The organism is Mesobacillus maritimus, assembly GCF_023715205.1.
Classification (GTDB): Bacteria; Bacillota; Bacilli; order Bacillales; family Cytobacillaceae; genus Mesobacillus_B; species Mesobacillus_B maritimus_C.
This window is the reverse complement of sequence record NZ_JAMBNR010000010.1, coordinates 43,782-62,093: the sequence shown is the minus strand read 5'-3', so window position 1 is coordinate 62,093 and position 18,312 is coordinate 43,782. Positions and strand designations below refer to the sequence as shown.

Here is an 18,312-nt window from a genome sequence, read left to right as displayed (position 1 = left end):
ACACTATTTTTTTACATTGACGGGGTCCATTACAATCTTATTTTCCTCTTGCAGAGAAAAAATAATTTGATCATTAACCAATTGATCTTTTACCCCACCAGTAATATTCAATGCTGAGGAAAGGACTTTAGGATCACCGATTGCAGTAATTTCGAATGGCGCAGGGTACTGTTGGCCATCAACTGTGATGACAGGCCCATCACACAAAATATAGGAATTATGTGTTAACCGATGACCGTTAATAGCAACAGCAGCGGCCCCAGAAATATAGAGTTCCGTTATGACCTTATAAACATGATGTTCATGTACTAGGTAATTATTGATGTTTGGCTCATCAGGATTGTACTCGCCATCTGAAAGGGTAACCTTAACACCCTCTCCTTTTACCTTCACTTTTCCAAGAAACATTCGATATTTTTCAGCATCCTCCGCTAAGTTAAAATAAACTTGAGCTTCGTCCGCAAGTTGTGATTCGTAGTCACGAACCATTTCTTGCTTTTCGTTCAATTCCTTTTGCAAATCCCGATTTCTCTCTTTTTGCTCATTAAGTTCATCGCGAAGCCGTAAGTTTTGTTCCCACTGCCTATCTGTAATCGGTTGATTGCTTTTTTCTCCTTGAGTAACTCGAAAAGAGTATGCCACCATAAAACCGAGAACAAGGAAAACAATCGCCAATACGACACCTCTAGTTTTCACTTTCTTTTTCAATCTCAACCTCTTCAGCATCCTCCGCTTCATACGCTTTAAAGTAAGAACCTACCTCGATATCAATAATCCCTTTTTGCGACGGATCTAATTGGCTGATAATAGAAGGGTAATGCACCATTTTTTCACTAAAGTTTCTTAATGTTGCATTAACTTCAAACCCATTATTCATAAAAAGGTGAATCCGGTATCGATCTGTTTCCGATGGATTATGATGAATCTCGGAGATGTTGCTCAAAATCTCCTCCGGAAGACTTTGTAATGAGGCAATCATCTCATTGAGGACCTCCCCTTCCTTAAATGCAAACAAAATCGGTGCATTCACTGGAATGTCCTGCGTCAAGCCGCTTGTAAGAATTTCTCCGTTACTAAGCACAGGGAAAAAGTCTCTACCTTGAGACAGAAAGGCTAACTTATCGAATTCTTTGAGTTGAATGGCTACCGTATTCGGGAAGTCAATTGAAAGGTCTGCTTGTTCAATTTCTGGCATTTTTTCCAGTCTAGCTTCTGTTTCTTTTCGGTCGATTTTCCAAATGTTCGTGTCCGAAGTAATGCCACTAGCTTTTTTAATCGTGTCTTCCGTTACCGTTTCAGTACCGCTTATGAGAACCTTTTGGACTTTACTGAGAGGTGACTGGAAATAAATGATGCATAAAATCAACGTAAAAAAGAGGAAAAGCATCAATATTAATCGTCTGTTTGCCTTTTTTCGCCTTTGCTGCTTCAATTTCGGTATCCGATCTTCAATCGATACGATTTTTCCGTTCTCCATCCCCAATCACCCCGTTTACAGCAATTTCTTCAACCGCGAATTAACATGATTAGAAACTGAAATGGACACAGGTAGGCTTGTCTACTTGTAGAAGTGAAAACAACGGCACGAAAACCATGCCGTTATCGCTCTAACTCCACCTATTCATAACTTAATCTGATGAATTATTATACCACATTTCTGCCAATTAGCAGATAGAGAACATTTAATTTCTGCCTATTATTTCAACTTCCGTTTCCATCCGAACTTCATATAATTCCCAAATTTTATCTTTTACGAATTCAATAAGCGCTAAGACATCTTCTGCTTTTGCATTTCCGGCATTCACAATAAAATTCCCATGCATTTCAGAAATTTGAGCACCACCAATTGAATATCCTTTCAAACCCGCCTTTTCCACCAACTGGCCAGCATAATTTGGAAGTGGGTTTCTAAAAATACTTCCAGCACAAGGCGAACTCCATGGCTGTGTATCTTTACGATAATCCTTGTTCTTTTTAATGACCGCTTTAATATTTTCTGGGTCGCCTTCTTGAAGCTTAAATATCGCTTCTAGGACAATTCCTGGGCGTTCTTTTTGAAGGACAGAGGTCCGATAAGAAAATTTCATGTCTTCTAACGATAACCATTCCATCGTCCCATCTTCAAAGAGAATATGTGCTTTTTCTAGAATTCGTGAGACATCAGAACCATGTGCGCCCGCATTCATATAGACAGCACCCCCAACAGACCCAGGAATTCCACTCGCAAATTCTAAACCAGAGAGCCCTTTTCTGCTTAAGGTCATTGCTAAAGCGACCACAGAAGTTCCTGCTCCTACCTTTACTTTTGTTTCGTTTACTTCAACATGGTCAAGACCCGAACCTAATTTAATGACTACTCCCTCAATACCTTTATCGGAAACAAGAAGGTTTGAGCCTCGGCCGATTGCTGTCCACTTTACACCAGCCTCACGTATGACAGTCATCGCTTTCTCAAGATTTTCAATCGAAGAAGGCTCAATAAACAAGTCTGCTGGTCCACCGATTTTTATAGTTGTATGACTTGCTAATGGCTCATTCTCTCTAACGGTGCCAATATTCAACTGTTGAAGCTGCATTGCCAGATCCTTCATTAAAAAATCTTCCTTTCAGCAAAAATCCATTTATCACATTCTATGCTTGCGATTATCTTTGGGCTACTTAACAAGCTCTTTGATTACCTTATACATTCTGTCAGCTGCGTCAGGTACGCCAAGCTTTTTCGCCGCAATCTTCATTTCTTGTAACGTTTCTTGATTTGTTAGAATGCCATCAATCTTTTCTATTAACTTTGGACCTGTTAAATCCTTCTCAAGTAAAAGCTCGGCCGCTTGATGATTGCTAAGTGCTCGTGCATTCTTTTCTTGATGATTATCGGTTACGTAAGGACTAGGAATCAAGATGCTCGGAATTCCTAAAGATGTAAGTTCGGCAAGAGTTGTTGCTCCTGCACGAGCGACAGTGAGGTCAATCCCCGCTAAAACTTCAGGCATATTATGGATAAACGGCTTAATAATCACGTTTTCAGGATTTCCAATTAACTCCACTTCTCTTTGGACTTCATCATAATGGACATCCCCTGTTATATATAACACTTGATATGGTTTACTTCCCATTTCCGTTAGGCTTTTTAAAACAGCCTCATTCAGTGGTTTAGCCCCTCTACTTCCTCCAAAGATCAGTACAGCAGGTTGATCTAATTTTAACCCAACAGAAAGCCTACCTTGTTTGCCGTCTTGCCCTAATACTTCAGAGGCACGCGGGTTTCCCGTCATAACCACCTTTTCACTAGGAAAAGACTCTTTTGCTTCTTCAAAGCAAATCCCAATTCGATCCACATAGCGACTTAAAAATTTATTTGTAAGCCCCGGAACACTATTTTGTTCGTGAATGATCGTTGGAATCCCCAATTTAGCCGCCGCATAGACAACTGGACCACATACATAGCCCCCAGTACCTATGACAACATCGGCGTTAAAATCTTTAAGAATCTTTTTGCTATCGCTAACTCCCTTAAAAAACCTCATTACCGTTTTAACATTTTCCAAACTAAGCTTTCGCTTAAAACCGGTAATATGTATTGATTTAAAGGCGATATTTTCCCTAGGGACGATTTTGCTTTCTAGTCCCTTCTCTGTTCCTATATAAAGAAACTCTACATTTGTATCTTTCTTTTTAATTTCTCTTATTAATGCAAGTGCCGGATAGATATGTCCTCCGGTTCCCCCGCCACTAACAACGATTCTCATTTTCCTCACCTCATTGAAGAGCAATCTAATCTTACAAGGAATAAAGGTCTAGCATGGAGCCAAACTAAGCAATCCCAATTGGCTATCCCCTATTCTACTATATTCTATACATCTAAATTGATTTTAAAAAGAATGTTATTGAATTGTAACATTGCCTTAGTACTAACAATACGCAAGAGGCCCATTATAATAACAAAACTTTCCAGACAATACTCTAAGAAAAACTTAACGATATTCTTCAAACGCTAATGTGAATTGACCATAAACAACTTTTATGAAATTTAGAACTCAAGCCCTCTATCCCTTTACCCAAATCCTCATTTACCTATAGGACTCTTATGTTACATGGTCCATCTTCCAAACATTCACACGGCACTTCGAATATCGATGTCCAAAGACACCTATTTGAATAAGGCTGTTTCGTTAAAGATGTTTTTAAAATCCTAAAGCCGATTTTAACGCAATACAAGCCCTAATAGGAAGTAAAAAATTAAGTTTGCACGCTCATTTCTCATAAGTAACAATTTTTCAGTTGTACTTCGCTCATGCAATCGTATTTTTCCTTCAAAAGCAAGTGTAAGAAAAGAGCCTTGAATAAAGAAAACTCGCCAATTGGCGAGCCCTTTAGGCAATAATAGAGGCATAGTCGCACAAAGCCTGATTTTTTTCTACAGTTCACAGGAGGAGCTTTTGACACATCTTGGTCGAAATGGATCAACAACCATTTACGCTCTCCTCTTAGCTAAAAAGAACCCTGTAACACAGGGTTGAACAATCAATATCTAGAATACCGACTTATGTTTAATAGGACCCCTACTGCCATCAACATTAAAGTTAACGAAGAACCACCATAACTTAAAAACGGCAAGGTGATACCCGTTACAGGCATTAACCCAGTAACTACACCGATATTAATCATCACTTGGATGGCGATCATTGCAATGATGCCGGTTGCCAATAGACTACCGTACAAATCTGGAGCCCCTAGTGCAACCCGAATTCCTCTCCAGAGAAGAAGCGAGAATAAAAGTAACACAAAGGTTCCTCCAATAAACCCTAATTCTTCAGCAATGATGGCAAAGATAAAATCGGTCTGAGGCTCTGGCAAGTAGAAAAACTTTTGTCTACTTTCACCTAGTCCTAGCCCAAATAAACCGCCAGGGCCAATCGCATACAAAGATTGAATCATTTGAAAGCCGGTGCCTAATGGGTCTTTCCATGGGTCTAAAAATGAAGTAATCCGATCCATTCGGTAGGGAGCTGAAGCAATTAACCCAACAAAACCCGCAACCCCAAGTAATCCTAAATAAACGAAATGGCTAATTCTTGCTCCAGAAATAAAAATCATTACAACACATGTCCCAACCATAACGGTCCCCGTACCTAAGTCAGGTTGAAGCATAATAAGGGCAAAAGCAGTAAAAACGAGTCCTAAAGAAGGAAGCAGCCCAGATTTAAACGAAGTAATGAGTTTCTGTTTTTCAGATAAAAACTTCGCCAAAAAAGCAATCATGGCTAACTTCATAAACTCGGAAGGTTGCACAGAGAAAGCTCCAACCCCAATCCAGCTTCTCGAGCCATTCCGAACGTTTCCTACCCCAGGAATTAAGACTAGGACTAGCAAAACAAAACAGACAATGACAAGAACCTTTGCCCATGTTCTCCATGTCCAGTAATCAACATTCATGATAAAAAACATCGCGATAATTCCAACTACAGCAAATAACATCTGCCGTTTTGCGAAAAAGAAGGAATCGTCAAATTTATACTCTGCCCATATGGCACTCGCACTGTAGACCATTGTCATCCCTACAGCAAGAAGTGCAAAAGTAACGATTAATAAAATAAAGTCGGGGGTTGTTTTTTTCGTTGGCAACTGAAACACCTCGGCTGTTTAGATTTGGGCCTGTACGATGCTTGCAAATCTATCCAGCGCTAGAAGCGGGTAATGAAGTAGAATCAAAGACAAGCCCTATTTAAGCTTATGCACAGCTTCGATGAACATGTCTCCCCTGACCTCAAAAGTTTTATATTGGTCCCAACTTGCACATGCAGGGGAAAGCAAAATCACATCGCCAGCATCAGAAAAGTTGAACGCTTCTGGTACAGCTTTTTCAACATTATCGACGTGAACAATCGTTTTTATCCCTGCCTTTTTACCTACTTTCGCTATCTTTTCAGCAGTTTGACCAAAGGTTATCAACGCTTTGACCCCATCTAGTGAAGGAGCGAGCTCATCAAAACCATTGCCCCGATCAAGACCTCCAGCGAGAAGAATGACGGGGGCTTTAAACGCAGACAAAGCCTTTTGTGTAGCTAGAATATTCGTAGCTTTTGAGTCGTTATAAAATTTTCGTTCTGACACTTCTCCAACAAACTGTAAACGGTGGCGAACCCCTGTAAATGTCTTTAACACCTGGACAATTGCATCTGTGTTTACTTCTGCAAGCTTAGCTGCTGCTACAGCGGATAAAATGTTCTCTAAATTATGTTCACCCGGTAAAGCAATATCTTCTACCTTAATAATTTTCTCTCCATTGAAAATCACCCACTGACCTTCAACATAAGCTCCCGATCCAAGTACTTTTTTCGTAGAGAAAGGCACAATTTGTGCTTTTGAGCGCCGAGCGATTTCCATCACTTCTGCTTGATCGGCATTACAAATGAAATAGTCATCTTCTTGTTGGTTTTCAGTAATTCTCGCTTTTGCTTGATGGTATTCCGATAATGTCCCATGATAATCAAGATGTGCTTGATAAAGGTTTGTTATAACCGATATTTTAGGTCGGAAAGAATCAATTCCCATTAATTGAAAAGACGATAATTCAATGACAATATGGTCCTCACTTGTGGCCTCTTGAGCAACACCTGATGCAACTGTACCAATATTCCCAGCAATCAGAGGCTTCTTCTCTCCTACCTTTAACATTTCATGAATGAGCGTCGTTGTAGTTGTTTTTCCATTTGTACCTGTTATCCCAATAAATGGCGCTTCAGAAATTTGGAACGCAAGCTCCACTTCTGTAATGACTGGAATGTTTTTCTCTAATGCCTTTTCAATCATAGGGTTATGGTATGGAATCCCTGGATTTTTAACGACCAACTCAAACCCTTCATCCATAAGTTCCACAGGATGACCACCGCAAACAACCTTAATGCCCTGTGCGAGCAGCCCCTGTGCCTCAGGATTTTCTGATAATGGCTTATTATCATTTACCGTTACAAAAGCCCCCAGCTTATGTAGCAATGCAGCTGCACTGACTCCACTTTTTGCTAGCCCAAGGACAAGGATTTTTTTATGTTTGTAAGCTGTAACCTGTTTCACTTATACCCACACCTCAATATAGATTCCAATAATGGCAAATAATAAGCCTACAGTCCAAAAAGTAACAACAACACGCCATTCTGACCAACCAATGAGTTCATAATGATGGTGAAGAGGACTCATTCTAAAGATTCGTTTACCAGTCGTTTTAAAAGAAAGAACTTGGAGAATAACAGATAAAGTCTCAATTACAAATACTCCCCCAATGATGAGCAGTAAAAACTCTAACTTGGTTAATATGGCCACAGTTGCAATTGCTCCACCAAGCGCAAGCGATCCGGTATCTCCCATGAAGACCTTAGCAGGATGTGCATTAAAAACAAGGAAACCTAGCACTGCTCCTACCACGGCCACAGAAAAAATGGAAACTTCAAATAGTGATTGATTCCAAGCGAGCACAGCAAATGCTCCAAAAGCAATAGCAGCAGTACCGGATACTAGACCATCAAGTCCATCTGTAAGGTTAACAGCATTTGAAAAACCAACCATCCAGAAGATAATAAATAATACATAACCCCAGCCCAAATCAAAGGATAGATCCGTTAATGGAATGCTGATTACTGTGGAAAATTCACTACGCTGGAAAATGATATAAAAAATAACAGAAATGATGATTTGTCCTAGTAATTTTTGTTTGGATGTTAAGCCTAGGTTTCGTTTCATTACCACTTTAATAAAGTCATCAAGAAATCCTAATAACCCAAACCCTAAAGTCACAAATAATAATAAAAAGGTTTCTACACTAAGCCCCGAAAACTTTTGTGTCATGACAATGGTTGTCACAACGATCGATAGCAAAATCATTAGCCCGCCCATTGTAGGGGTGCCTGTTTTTTTCTGGTGAGATTTTGGTCCTTCCTCACGAATACTTTGCCCGAACTTCAATCTGCGCAAGAATGGAATAAAAACTGGAGAAAGAATGACCGTTATTAAGAAACTTGAAATAATTGTAAAGAAAATGACTTGCTCCAGCATTTTATTCCCCCCTTCCTTCTTGGTTGCTCATTCGTACCAAACCAAATTGGTTTAGTGAAGTTTGAAAGTTTCTTTTGTTCTTTTTCATGCTTTCGATTCTTTTTTTGTCCATCACTTTATTCTATTGTTCCTTTCTCTGCTTTATAGCTTTTCTTGCAATTTCTCGATCATCAAAATCAAAAATTTGCGTTCCAATTATTTGATAAGTTTCATGACCTTTCCCAGCAATCAAGATCACATCGCCAGTTTTAGCTTCTGACACTGCATACTGAATCGCGACTTCGCGATCCGTTATTTTTGTATATGCCAGACCTTTCACGCCCTCTTCCATATCTTCTAAGATGCGTTCAGGGTCCTCACTCCGCGGGTTATCTGAAGTGAAAATGGCATCAGTTGCATATTCACAAGCGATTTTTGCCATAAGTGGTCGTTTCGTACGGTCTCGATCGCCACCACAACCGACAACGACAAAGATCCGTTTTTCAGCAAACTGACGAACAGTCTTCAACACATTCTCTAGGCTGTCTGGGGTATGTGCATAATCCACAATGACAGAAAAGTCTTGCTCTGCATCTACTGGTTCAAAACGCCCAGCAACTCCTTTTACGCTCTCAACAGATGCAATAATATCTTGTATTGATAAACCTGAAACAAGCGCGGCCCCAATACTTGCAAGTACATTGTATACACTGAACTTTCCAATCAACTGAATATTCACTTGGTGAGTTCCGACTGGACTGTGAAGTTCAAAAGATGTACCACTTGCCGACATCCTGACGTTTTTAGCTTGAAGGTCTGCGGGCTGATCTATCCCATATGTCATGACTAACGCAGCGGTGCTCCGCTCGTACTCAGCACTTGTTGGATCATCTGCATTTAAGACTGCATATTTCGGTTTCTTATGATTGTATCGATTTCCTAATTGAGCAAAAAGAAGCCCCTTAGCTTTTTTATACTCTTCCATTGTTTTATGGTAGTCAAGATGGTCCTGTGATAGGTTCGTAAAAACCGCCACATCATAATCAGTCCCATGAACTCTTCCGTAATCTAAAGCATGGGAAGACACTTCCATCACAGCCGTTTCAACTTGTTCATCAACCATCTGTTTTAATGTCTTTTGCAAAGTTAAACTTTCCGGAGTTGTGTTTTTAACTTCATATTTTTTCTCAGCAATTTTGGTATACATCGTACCGATTAGTCCAGTTTTTTGACCAGAGTCAGCAAAAATTTTCTCGATTAAATGACTGGTAGTTGTTTTCCCATTTGTCCCTGTGATCCCAATCATGTGTAATTGATGGCTCGGGTGTTCATAAAAAGCATCAGCTAAGACCGCCATTGAACGATGGGTATTTTTAACCACAATAACAGGTACATTTAAATTTAACTCTCTCTCTGCAAGAACCGCTACTGCCCCATTTTCAACTGCAGATTTTGCGAAATCATGCCCATCTACCGTATAGCCTTTTATACAAATAAATAAGCTCCCTTGTTCTACCTTCCGATTGTCATTTTCAATCGAAGTAATGTCAGGGTTCTCCCCTTGAGCATCTACAAAAGGCCCTAATGATTCAAGTAACTTATGTAGTTTCATAACAATAATCAAATCCTCTCAAACAAGCATGGATATTTCTAAAGTACCGAATTCCCTTTCTGATACTTTGAAACCTTCCCTTTTGGTCAGTTCAAATGTTCCCTTCAAAACAGCCATATGTTTGACCGTTAGAAGTATCACTTTATTTTACATGATTAAGCGGAATTTAGCTATCATGTCATGAAAAGTACAGGTTAATTTAATATGACAGAAACTTCATATAAAACAAAAATTAGGCGGCGAATTTACTTTCTAGTTCGCCGCCCAAAGATCCCGTTTCTAAATGGTTCTGTGTTGTTATGTTTTTATTCCTTGTCCTTTTTCTTTTTACTCTCGTCCAAATAAATCCTTATCGTGGATCCTTCTTTTACCTTAGTACCAGCCGATGGTGATTGTTTTACAACCTCATCTCCTGCACCGCTAGTATCAATTTTTAAATTCAACAGCATTTGTTGAATTTCTTTCTTAGACTTACCAACCAAATCTGGCACTTCGATGAGAGGTGTATCTAACCAAGTTAGCTCCTTTTCAACTTGCTCTTTTCGAGGTTTTACTTCTAATGCATGTAGACTATCTTCCATAATTTTCCCTACAATTGGCGCTGCAACAACCCCTCCAAATTGAACGGTTCCCTTCGGATTGTCAACAGCAACATAAACAACAATTTCAGGGTCATCAGCTGGAGCAAAGCCAATAAAAGAAACGATATAGTTATTCTCTAGATAGCGTCCGCCTTGGGCCTTTTGGGCAGTACCCGTTTTTCCACCTACACGGTAAGAGTCAACAAAGGCCCCTTTACCTGAACCTTGAGCAACAACAGTCTCTAGTGCAAATCTAATTTCTTTTGAAGTCTCTTCAGATATGACTCTTCTTTTAGCTACTGGTGATTTCTTCATCACGACTTCTCCCGTTGTCGAGTCAACAAGTTCTTTCGCGATGTAAGGAGTGTATAAGGTTCCTCCATTTACAGCTGCGGAAACAGCGGCAACTTGTTGAATCGGTGTAACCGAAACCCCTTGACCAAAAGCAGTTGTTGCTTGCTCAAGCGGCCCTACACGATCAATATTAAATAAAATTCCAGAAGATTCCCCTTGTAAGTCGATTCCCGTTTTTTTCCCAAATCCAAAATCATGTACATATTTAAATAATTTTTCTTTTCCTAATCTTTCCCCTAACTCAACAAAACCTGGGTTACAAGAGTTTTGAACAACCTCGAGAAAACTCTGACTTCCATGTCCTCCTGATTTCCAACAGTGAATCCTTGTACCCGCAACCTCAATATGTCCAGGATCATGAAAATTGTCTTTCTTCAAGTCTACTTTCCCTTCCTCGAGAGCTGCAGCTAATGTAATAATCTTAAAAGTAGAACCTGGTTCATACGTACTCCAAATCGGTAAGTTTCGATTATAAACGTCCGGAGGCACAGATTGGAAGTCTGCTGGATCGAAATTTGGCCTGCTCGACATCGCCAGGATTTCACCGTTATCGGGATCCATAGCAATCGCGATGATTCCATCAGGGTTATACTTTGCCTCTGCATTATCTAATTCACGTTCTACGATAGTCTGAACTTTACTATCAATCGTTAACTTTAGATCTAATCCATCTTTTGGCGGTTCATAATCATCCGCCATATCATCCATTCTCTGCCCTTTAGCATTTGCGTAGAATTGAACCGAACCTTGTTCTCCTTTTAATTCTTCATCATAATATAATTCAAGGCCCATTAGCCCTTGATTGTCCACTCCAGCGAAACCAAGAACATGAGATAAATAATCACCAAACGGATAATGACGCTTTGAATCTTCTCCTATATAAATCCCTTTTAAATCGAGCGCTCTAACTTCTTTTGCTTTTTCATGGGAGATTTTCCTTGCTTCTTTAATTCTTACGATTGATTCTCCCTTAGTGATATAATCATAGATTTTTTTCACTTCAACATTTAATACAGCGGCCAATTTTTTTGCCGTCTCGTCAGGGTTTTCAATTTGTCTTGGCACCACCCAAACTGTAGGAGCACTAATATTCGTCGCGAGTGCAACACCATTTCGGTCGACAATCTCTCCTCGTTTTGGTTCAAACGGTATATTCCGGCTCCACGAACTTTTGGCTTTCTCCGTTAACCAGTCTCCCAGAATAAACTGAACATACCCAAGCCTGACGTCAATAACTAAAAAGACAAGAAGACCAATTAAAAGTGTATAAGCCAATCTCTTCCTAACCGTAACATTTGAAACTCGCATACATTGTACTACCTCCTTCTAACCGCTAGAGCACCTATTCCAATCAAACACGAAAATTCCTCTATAAGCATTGCTCGTTCAAATATATGCTTGTACCAAAACCAATATAACCACAAAACCGCCGAAGCAGAATGATATAAAAACGCTAGCGCACTGATTGAAGACGGATTGTCTTGGTGACTAGAGAAAGTCTACCTGGGCCATGTGTAACCTAAATATCTATCGCTCTTTTTTCAGCCTCTCCATCAGGTTTTCGGATACGAAAGATTTCCATCGTTCCCTTTTTCACCTCTCCTCCTGTTTTTCGGGCACGATAGATTTTCCACCGTTCCTTTTTCACTTCTCTTCCTGCTTTTCGGGCACGATAGACTTTCCATCGTCCCCTTTTTCACCTCTCCACCTGTTTTTCGGGCACGATAGCTTCTGTCTTTCAATCCAAAACAAAACAAAAAAAGCAGAGGACTAGTCACCAAGGACTTCCTCTGCTTCACTATTGGTTTCTTCTGCCGAAGACTCTTCATTTGAGCCATCTTCACTATCTTTTTCCTTTGTCTCCTCTTCCAATCTTTGAAGTGGTGTAGTGAGTTCAACAATTAAGTATTCACCCTTTTTCACCTTTGTTCCTGGTTTAATACTTTGTTTGCTAACGTAGCCACTTCCTGCCTTGTTCAACTTAACCTCAGCAATTTTTGCAAATTTCATTGCGTCCCTTAATGACCAATCCGTCATGTCAGGCGCGATGATTTCTTTTCCAGAAGTTTTTAATAGCACGCGTTCTCCTTCTAAAGTATCCGCTCCAGCTACTGGTAATTGAGTCTCAATCTCTTTCCCATCACCAAGCACTACAGGGGTTAATCCCTCTTTTTCTAACATACTAACAGCTTTAGAAGTCGGCGTCCCCGTGACATCCGGAATTTCACCCTTCGCTACTTTTTCGGTTACAGTCGGTTGGATATTTAAATATTGAAGACTACTCTTCATTACAGGATTAAAAATCTCCGATACAGGTGTTGCTCCACTTGTACTTTCATCAATCTTTGGCTGTTGAACTGCTACATATACAATTAGTTCTGGATCCTCTGTTGGAGCCATTCCCAAGAATGAGAACAAGAAGTTTTCGCGTCCAGTCAAATATTTTCCATCATCGCCTGGAAGTTGTGCTGTCCCTGTTTTCCCGGAAACATCATAGCCTTCGATTTGATAACTAGTAGCTGTTCCATGATCTTCATTGGTTACAGTTGATTCTAAAATATCACGAACTTCTTTTGCCGTTTCTGGCGATATTGGTGTTCCTACGATTTCTGGCTTCACTTGTTTTACGACTTCCCCAGAATCAGAATCTACAATTTTATCGATAATCTGCGGTTTCATCATTTTCCCGTCGTTCGCAATTGCTGTAGCTGCTTGCACAAGCTGGATTGGGGTCATCGTTGTTCCTTGTCCAAATGATGTTGTAATCTTTTCAATTGGCCATTCGTATTGTACTTTGCCTGTCACTTCGTTTGGTAAATCGATGCCAGTTGGTTGATCAAATCCAAAGGAAGTTAAATAGTTTCTAAAGGTATCGGTCCCTATTTTTTCATTCACTAGTTTTGCCACCGCTACATTAGAAGAACGCTGTATCCCTTCTAAGTAACTAATGGTTCCCCAACCTCTTCCCCAGTTATGATCACGGATCGGTACAGATTTTGGTGTGACACGATAAGAGCCTGATTCGAAGGTTTCATTTGGGTTAAATACCCCTTCTTCCACAGCAGCTGCTAAAGTAAATATTTTCATCGTTGACCCTGGTTCAATCGTTGTCTCGATGATTTCATTATGCCAAGTCTTGTCAATTCCTTCTCTTGTTTGCGGGTGAAAAGTTGGCCTTTGACCCATAGCTAAGATCTCACCAGTTTTAGGATCCGCAACAATTGCCATGATTTTTTCAGGTTCATATTCTTCTTCAACACGATTCATCGCATCTTCTAGGAAGGTTTGAATTTTTTTATCAATGGTTAAGTAAACATTTTTCCCATTTTCAGCAGGAGTGACCTGCTTTTCTGAATTTGGTAGTAAAAATCCCCATAAATCACTTTTGATGTTTAGCGACCCATTTTTACCAGTCAAAAGATCATTCATACTTTGTTCAATACCAAGTTGACCAATTGTTTCGGTTTTTCCGTCTTCATTTTCTTTTTTCTCAACAAAACCAATAAGGTGGGAAGAAAAAACACCATTTGGATAGAACCGTTTTGAACTTTTTGTAAAAATAATGCCCGGTAAATCTTTTTTTTCAATTTCACTTTTTATTTGATGAGAAATATCTCTCCCCGCCTGACCAAACTCAACTTGGAAGAGGCCTTCCCTTGTTAACCGTTCGTATATTTCAGATTCTTCCATATCAATGTAATTTGCAAGGATGCTAGCTGTTTTCGCTGGATCTACCACATGCTTAGGTTCTTTTGGATTTGAGGTCATCTCTTCATCTAATATCGCTACAAGCGTATAGGCACTTGCGTCTTCAGCAATGACTTCTTCATTTCGATCGTAAATGGTTCCCCGAACTGCCTCAATTACCGTTTCATTTGAATATTTTTGCTGAGCTTTTGCCGCAAGAGCTTGACCATGCGCTTCTCCCGTAATTTGAATTGATAAAAATCTATAGATTAAGATAAAAAAGAGCAGGCTGAATAGAAAAAACAATCCAGCTGCTCCTACATTCATATTGGGTTGCTTCTTGCTCATTGCCCCTGCACAACCTTAACGTTATTTTCATTTAAAGTTAAGCCAAGCTTCTCCGCTTGTTCTTTAATTCGCTCATAACGGCTTAACTCATCAATTTGCATTTCTAAATCCCCGTTCACCTTTTGTTGATCTTGGATGGAGCTTTCAACCAGCTGGATTTCTTTGTTCACATGGTAAATATCGGATTGTTTAGAGATGATAAACGCTGCGCCAATGCAGAACAAAACACCAAATGCAAACATCAAAGCTTTTTCTCCAGGGGATAGCCAGGTGTGTTTCTTCGGGGCAACCGGTTTTGGCGTAATTGTTGTTTGCTGCTGCAAGTTTTGCTGCTCTTCCTGCTGTATTTTTTTAGCAAGATTGCTCATCCTATTTCCTCCCGTTTTAAAATTTGGTTTTTGTTCCGTTTGTTAGAACCTTAATTACAGCTTCTCCGCAATTCTTAACTTCGCGGAACGCGCTCGGTTATTGACTTCTAGTTCTTCCTCAGAAGGTAGAATCGGCTTACGTGTAATCAATTTCGCTGTTGGTTTAAACTCCTCCGGAATAACTGGTAAACCTGGTGGTAACGGAGGGGTTTCACTAGCTTTTTTAAAAGTTACCTTACAAATTCTGTCCTCTAATGAATGGAAAGTAATGACGCTGGCTCGTCCACCCTGGTTAAGGATGTCCAAAGCTTGTTCAAGAGAGTCCTCAAAAACTTGGAGTTCGTCATTTACCGCTATTCGAATCGCTTGAAAAATCCGTTTCGCAGGATGACCTCCTGTTCTTCTAGCTGGAGCTGGAATTGCTTCTTTTATCAGCTCAACTAGTGCTCCTGTCGTTTGAATTGGATTCACTTCTCTAGCTGCCTCAATTTTTCTAGCAACTTGCTTTGAAAATTTTTCTTCTCCGTACCGGAAAAAGATTTTTACCAATTGCTCATAACTCCATTTGTTCACAACGTCATAAGCAGAAACTTCAGCATCTTGGTCCATTCTCATATCTAATGGGGCATCATGATGATAGCTAAAACCACGTTCTGGATTATCTAGCTGTGGTGACGAAACACCAAGGTCATAAAGTACCCCATCAACCTTATAAACTCCCCGTTTTTCTAATTCTGTCTTTAAATGAAGAAAATTGCTTTTGATGATGGTTAACTTATCACCAAATCTTTCTAGTTTTTTCTGGGCATTCTGAATCGCAATATCATCCTGATCAAATGCATATAGCTTCCCGTTTTCAGAGAGCTTGGACAAAATGAGCTCACTATGCCCTGCACCACCGAGAGTACAATCCACATAAATCCCATCTGGCTTTATATTTAGACCATTAACGGCTTCTTCTAACAAAACTGTAGTATGTTTAAACATGTCATTCCCCTTTCCAATCAACAGGCACTATTATATATCAACATAATATTACCTTTAAATATCGAACCCAATCATATTTTCCGCAATTTCAGCAAAAGATTCCTCTGATTGCACGAAATATTCTTCCCAAATTGCTTTGCTCCATATTTCAATCCGATTGGAAACGCCTAAAATGACACATTCTTTCTCCAGTTTAGCGTATTGAAGAAGAGTAGAGGGGATATTGATTCTTCCTTGTTTGTCAATTTCACTCTCGGTAGCACCTGAAAAGAAAAATCGGGTAAATGCGCGTGCATCTTTTTTAGTTAGTGGGAGGGCTTTTAGTTTTTCTTCAATAATTGCCCATTCAGAAAGAGGATAACCAAACAAACATTGGTCGAGTCCACGGGTGATAATAAACATTTCACCTAGACCTTCCCGCATTTTAGCAGGGACAATTAGGCGACCTTTTGTATCAATGTTATGATGGTATTCGCCCATGAACATATCCACTACCCCCACTTTCTTACTCAAATGTACCACATTCCCCCACTTTCCTCCACATATTTTTAATTATTCTCTACCACTTACATGAATCCTGCTTTCCATGCAGTTTTATAGCCATTTTTTCATCTACAAATCCATTGCTTTTTCAACAAAAAAAAGACCCCATTTAAGGAGTCTAAACTTTAATTACTTTATGAGAGCCGTCAAACGTGAAAGGTAGTGTCAAAAGATTAGAGAAAAAGTCAATCCCATATCGATTTAGATAATAATATGGATTCCATATTCTTTCCTGCGGGACACCATTTGGTCGAAGCGCATTTTCAATCCGAGAAAACTTCCTTAAGATATCATCATGCTTACGACAAACAGATTCATGAACTTTTTGTTCCATAAAACCAATTTGTTTCAATAGAATTTCCTCATTCTTTGTAGCCAATGGTCTTAACGTCTTATCTACTTGCTCCGATTTTTCACGTATTGATTCGTACTGTAACTTAAGATAATTCTTCGTTTCAGTAAATAATTCTTCGAGTTCACGGTCTTTTAACGAATCAATAAACTTCAACTCATGTTTACTTGTCCCCGCTTCTAGTACATCTTTAAGGTCTAGATTTAGCTCAGCTAAGTCTGTCTCAATTGAGCGATCCAGAATCGTGATATTTAACCTTGGAACAAGTGGGGGCATTTTAATCCCAAAGTGCTCAAACACTTGTTTAAGCTCTGCCCAATAGGCAATTTCACCTGGCCCTCCAATAAATGCAAGAGTAGGAAACAACCATTCTTGCATCAGAGGCCTTGTTACCACATTGTTGCTGAGCCTTTCTGGAAATTCCGTCGCAATATTCACTAATTCCTCTTTCGTGAAACCAACGCCGCCATTCTTACCAGAGAATAGGCCCGTTTCAGAATCAAATACTAATAAAATCCGTTCATCGGTATCTGGATCTGTATAAAATAAATTTGCTGCATTTTCGCCAATTTCAATCGCTTGTTTAAACCCAGCTTTTTCGGTCACTTGTTGCTGCGACAATACTTGCTTCGTAATCGTTGCGTAATTTTCAATTTGTTGGAGAAAGTATTCTTTTTCTAACTTGCGAAGCTCCGGATTACCAGAATCAACGATTAATAAGCCCTGTTCCTTAAACATTTCCATAATTATGGTTGCAAAGAAATCAACAAAAGTTGTCGAAGCATCTAAAGCCTTTTGCGTAAATTGCCTTAGGTTATTTGTGTAATTTGTCTCTCCGTATGATTCAATTATCTCTTCAACCCAAGATAAGCACATGTCCTTATCTAGTTTCGTTTCGGTAATCATGATCTTCTGATGATTTTTAGCAGGATAAACCTTTTTTTCAGGTTTTCGTTCATTCAGAACATAAACATGGTTGACTTCCTGGTAATCATGATCTTCCCCTGCAACCCAAAAGACAGGTACAACAGGTACCCCTAGTTCTTGTTCCTTTTGCTCTGCTAATTTAATAATTGAAATTACTTTATGTACAGAGTACAAGGGACCCGTTAAGAGACCAGCCTGTTGCCCGCCTATAACAGCCACACTATTCTCGAGCTTTAGTTTTTCAATATTTTCCGCGACTCGACTTGAAGTAGGAAACCTAGACATGAAATCAGTAATATGTTGCGCAAGCTCTTGCCTGTAAAATTTCCGTTCTGATAATTCCCCTAACCGGGAGTTATAGTCTGAGGCACTTTGAAAATTATAATGAAAGAAGCTCTGGATTTCTTCATTCCCGCTGAGATATCCCGTAGCAAAACGGTTTGTAGCTGGGAGTGAGAGATTCAAAATCTCCATATTAAAGTCTTCCTTTCTCATAAACAGTTTTCACTCTAAGTAGTATAGCATTGT

The 18,312-nt window shown here is 39.6% G+C and carries 15 protein-coding genes; all 15 read right to left on the bottom strand.

Annotated elements, in window-relative coordinates; all coding sequences use genetic code 11:
* Nucleotides 1–3: 3 nt before the first annotated feature.
* The 15 genes from M3182_RS15275 to bshC all read right to left on the bottom strand — a co-directional run bounded on the left by M3182_RS15275 (nt 4) and on the right by bshC (nt 18,258).
* On the bottom strand, nt 4–708 hold the full coding sequence (locus M3182_RS15275; protein ID WP_251425692.1) for a DUF881 domain-containing protein: 705 nt from the start codon (nt 706–708) through the stop codon (nt 4–6).
* Nucleotides 686–1,477 carry a cell division protein FtsQ/DivIB gene (locus M3182_RS15270; RefSeq protein ID WP_251425690.1) on the bottom strand — a complete coding sequence of 264 codons (792 nt, stop codon included), beginning with the start codon at nt 1,475–1,477 and terminating at the stop codon, nt 686–688. The genes M3182_RS15275 and M3182_RS15270 overlap by 23 nt, the downstream gene beginning before the upstream one ends.
* A gap of 205 nt (nt 1,478–1,682) precedes the next feature.
* A complete protein-coding gene (gene murB / locus M3182_RS15265; RefSeq protein ID WP_251425688.1) occupies nt 1,683–2,591 on the bottom strand; it encodes a UDP-N-acetylmuramate dehydrogenase in 909 nt (302 codons plus the stop codon).
* A 63-nt stretch (nt 2,592–2,654) separates the two neighbouring features.
* Nucleotides 2,655–3,746, bottom strand: a complete 1,092-nt coding sequence (gene murG / locus M3182_RS15260; protein WP_251425686.1) for an undecaprenyldiphospho-muramoylpentapeptide beta-N-acetylglucosaminyltransferase — start codon at nt 3,744–3,746, stop codon at nt 2,655–2,657.
* A gap of 775 nt (nt 3,747–4,521) precedes the next feature.
* Entirely contained in the window at nt 4,522–5,622 is a 1,101-nt protein-coding gene (gene spoVE, locus M3182_RS15255; RefSeq protein WP_251425684.1) for a stage V sporulation protein E, read from the bottom strand.
* Between the two features lie 96 nt (nt 5,623–5,718).
* On the bottom strand, nt 5,719–7,071 hold the full coding sequence (gene murD, locus M3182_RS15250; RefSeq protein ID WP_251425682.1) for a UDP-N-acetylmuramoyl-L-alanine--D-glutamate ligase: 1,353 nt from the start codon (nt 7,069–7,071) through the stop codon (nt 5,719–5,721).
* Nucleotides 7,072–8,046, bottom strand: a complete 975-nt coding sequence (gene mraY, locus M3182_RS15245; protein WP_251425680.1) for a phospho-N-acetylmuramoyl-pentapeptide-transferase — start codon at nt 8,044–8,046, stop codon at nt 7,072–7,074.
* A gap of 121 nt (nt 8,047–8,167) precedes the next feature.
* Complete coding sequence (locus M3182_RS15240; RefSeq protein ID WP_251425678.1) at nt 8,168–9,637, bottom strand: UDP-N-acetylmuramoyl-L-alanyl-D-glutamate--2,6-diaminopimelate ligase; 1,470 nt, start codon at nt 9,635–9,637, stop codon at nt 8,168–8,170.
* A 305-nt stretch (nt 9,638–9,942) separates the two neighbouring features.
* On the bottom strand, nt 9,943–11,880 hold the full coding sequence (locus tag M3182_RS15235; RefSeq protein ID WP_251425676.1) for a stage V sporulation protein D: 1,938 nt from the start codon (nt 11,878–11,880) through the stop codon (nt 9,943–9,945).
* Nucleotides 11,881–12,091: 211 nt separating this feature from the next.
* Nucleotides 12,092–12,220 (bottom strand): hypothetical protein, encoded by a 129-nt coding sequence (locus tag M3182_RS26205; RefSeq protein WP_285868332.1) that lies wholly within the window; start codon nt 12,218–12,220, stop codon nt 12,092–12,094.
* Nucleotides 12,221–12,342: 122 nt separating this feature from the next.
* Nucleotides 12,343–14,607, bottom strand: coding sequence for a penicillin-binding protein (locus tag M3182_RS15230; protein WP_251425674.1), 2,265 nt, complete (start codon nt 14,605–14,607; stop codon nt 12,343–12,345).
* Nucleotides 14,604–14,975, bottom strand: coding sequence for a cell division protein FtsL (gene ftsL / locus M3182_RS15225; protein WP_251425673.1), 372 nt, complete (start codon nt 14,973–14,975; stop codon nt 14,604–14,606). The genes M3182_RS15230 and ftsL overlap by 4 nt, the downstream gene beginning before the upstream one ends.
* 54 nt (nt 14,976–15,029) lie before the next feature.
* Entirely contained in the window at nt 15,030–15,962 is a 933-nt protein-coding gene (gene rsmH, locus M3182_RS15220) for a 16S rRNA (cytosine(1402)-N(4))-methyltransferase RsmH (RefSeq protein ID WP_251425670.1), read from the bottom strand.
* A 54-nt stretch (nt 15,963–16,016) separates the two neighbouring features.
* On the bottom strand, nt 16,017–16,448 hold the full coding sequence (mraZ, locus tag M3182_RS15215) for a division/cell wall cluster transcriptional repressor MraZ (protein ID WP_251426184.1): 432 nt from the start codon (nt 16,446–16,448) through the stop codon (nt 16,017–16,019).
* Between the two features lie 175 nt (nt 16,449–16,623).
* Nucleotides 16,624–18,258: a bacillithiol biosynthesis cysteine-adding enzyme BshC gene (bshC, locus tag M3182_RS15210; RefSeq protein WP_251425668.1), complete on the bottom strand. Its 1,635-nt coding sequence runs from the start codon at nt 18,256–18,258 to the stop codon at nt 16,624–16,626.
* Between the last annotated feature and the right edge of the window lie 54 nt (nt 18,259–18,312).

What these genes read in the sequence shown, in the direction of transcription:
- bshC (WP_251425668.1), bottom strand. Translation starts at nt 18,258, where the DNA reads ATGGAGATTTTGAATCTCTCACTCCCAGCTACAAACCGTTTTGCTACG.
- mraY (WP_251425680.1), bottom strand. Translation starts at nt 8,046, where the DNA reads ATGCTGGAGCAAGTCATTTTCTTTACAATTATTTCAAGTTTCTTAATA.
- M3182_RS15270 (WP_251425690.1), bottom strand. Translation starts at nt 1,477, where the DNA reads ATGGAGAACGGAAAAATCGTATCGATTGAAGATCGGATACCGAAATTG.
- ftsL (WP_251425673.1), bottom strand. Translation starts at nt 14,975, where the DNA reads ATGAGCAATCTTGCTAAAAAAATACAGCAGGAAGAGCAGCAAAACTTG.
- M3182_RS15230 (WP_251425674.1), bottom strand. Translation starts at nt 14,607, where the DNA reads ATGAGCAAGAAGCAACCCAATATGAATGTAGGAGCAGCTGGATTGTTT.
- murG (WP_251425686.1), bottom strand. Translation starts at nt 3,746, where the DNA reads ATGAGAATCGTTGTTAGTGGCGGGGGAACCGGAGGACATATCTATCCG.
- murB (WP_251425688.1), bottom strand. Translation starts at nt 2,591, where the DNA reads ATGAAGGATCTGGCAATGCAGCTTCAACAGTTGAATATTGGCACCGTT.
- mraZ (WP_251426184.1), bottom strand. Translation starts at nt 16,448, where the DNA reads ATGTTCATGGGCGAATACCATCATAACATTGATACAAAAGGTCGCCTA.
- rsmH (WP_251425670.1), bottom strand. Translation starts at nt 15,962, where the DNA reads ATGTTTAAACATACTACAGTTTTGTTAGAAGAAGCCGTTAATGGTCTA.
- M3182_RS15235 (WP_251425676.1), bottom strand. Translation starts at nt 11,880, where the DNA reads ATGCGAGTTTCAAATGTTACGGTTAGGAAGAGATTGGCTTATACACTT.
- M3182_RS15240 (WP_251425678.1), bottom strand. Translation starts at nt 9,637, where the DNA reads ATGAAACTACATAAGTTACTTGAATCATTAGGGCCTTTTGTAGATGCT.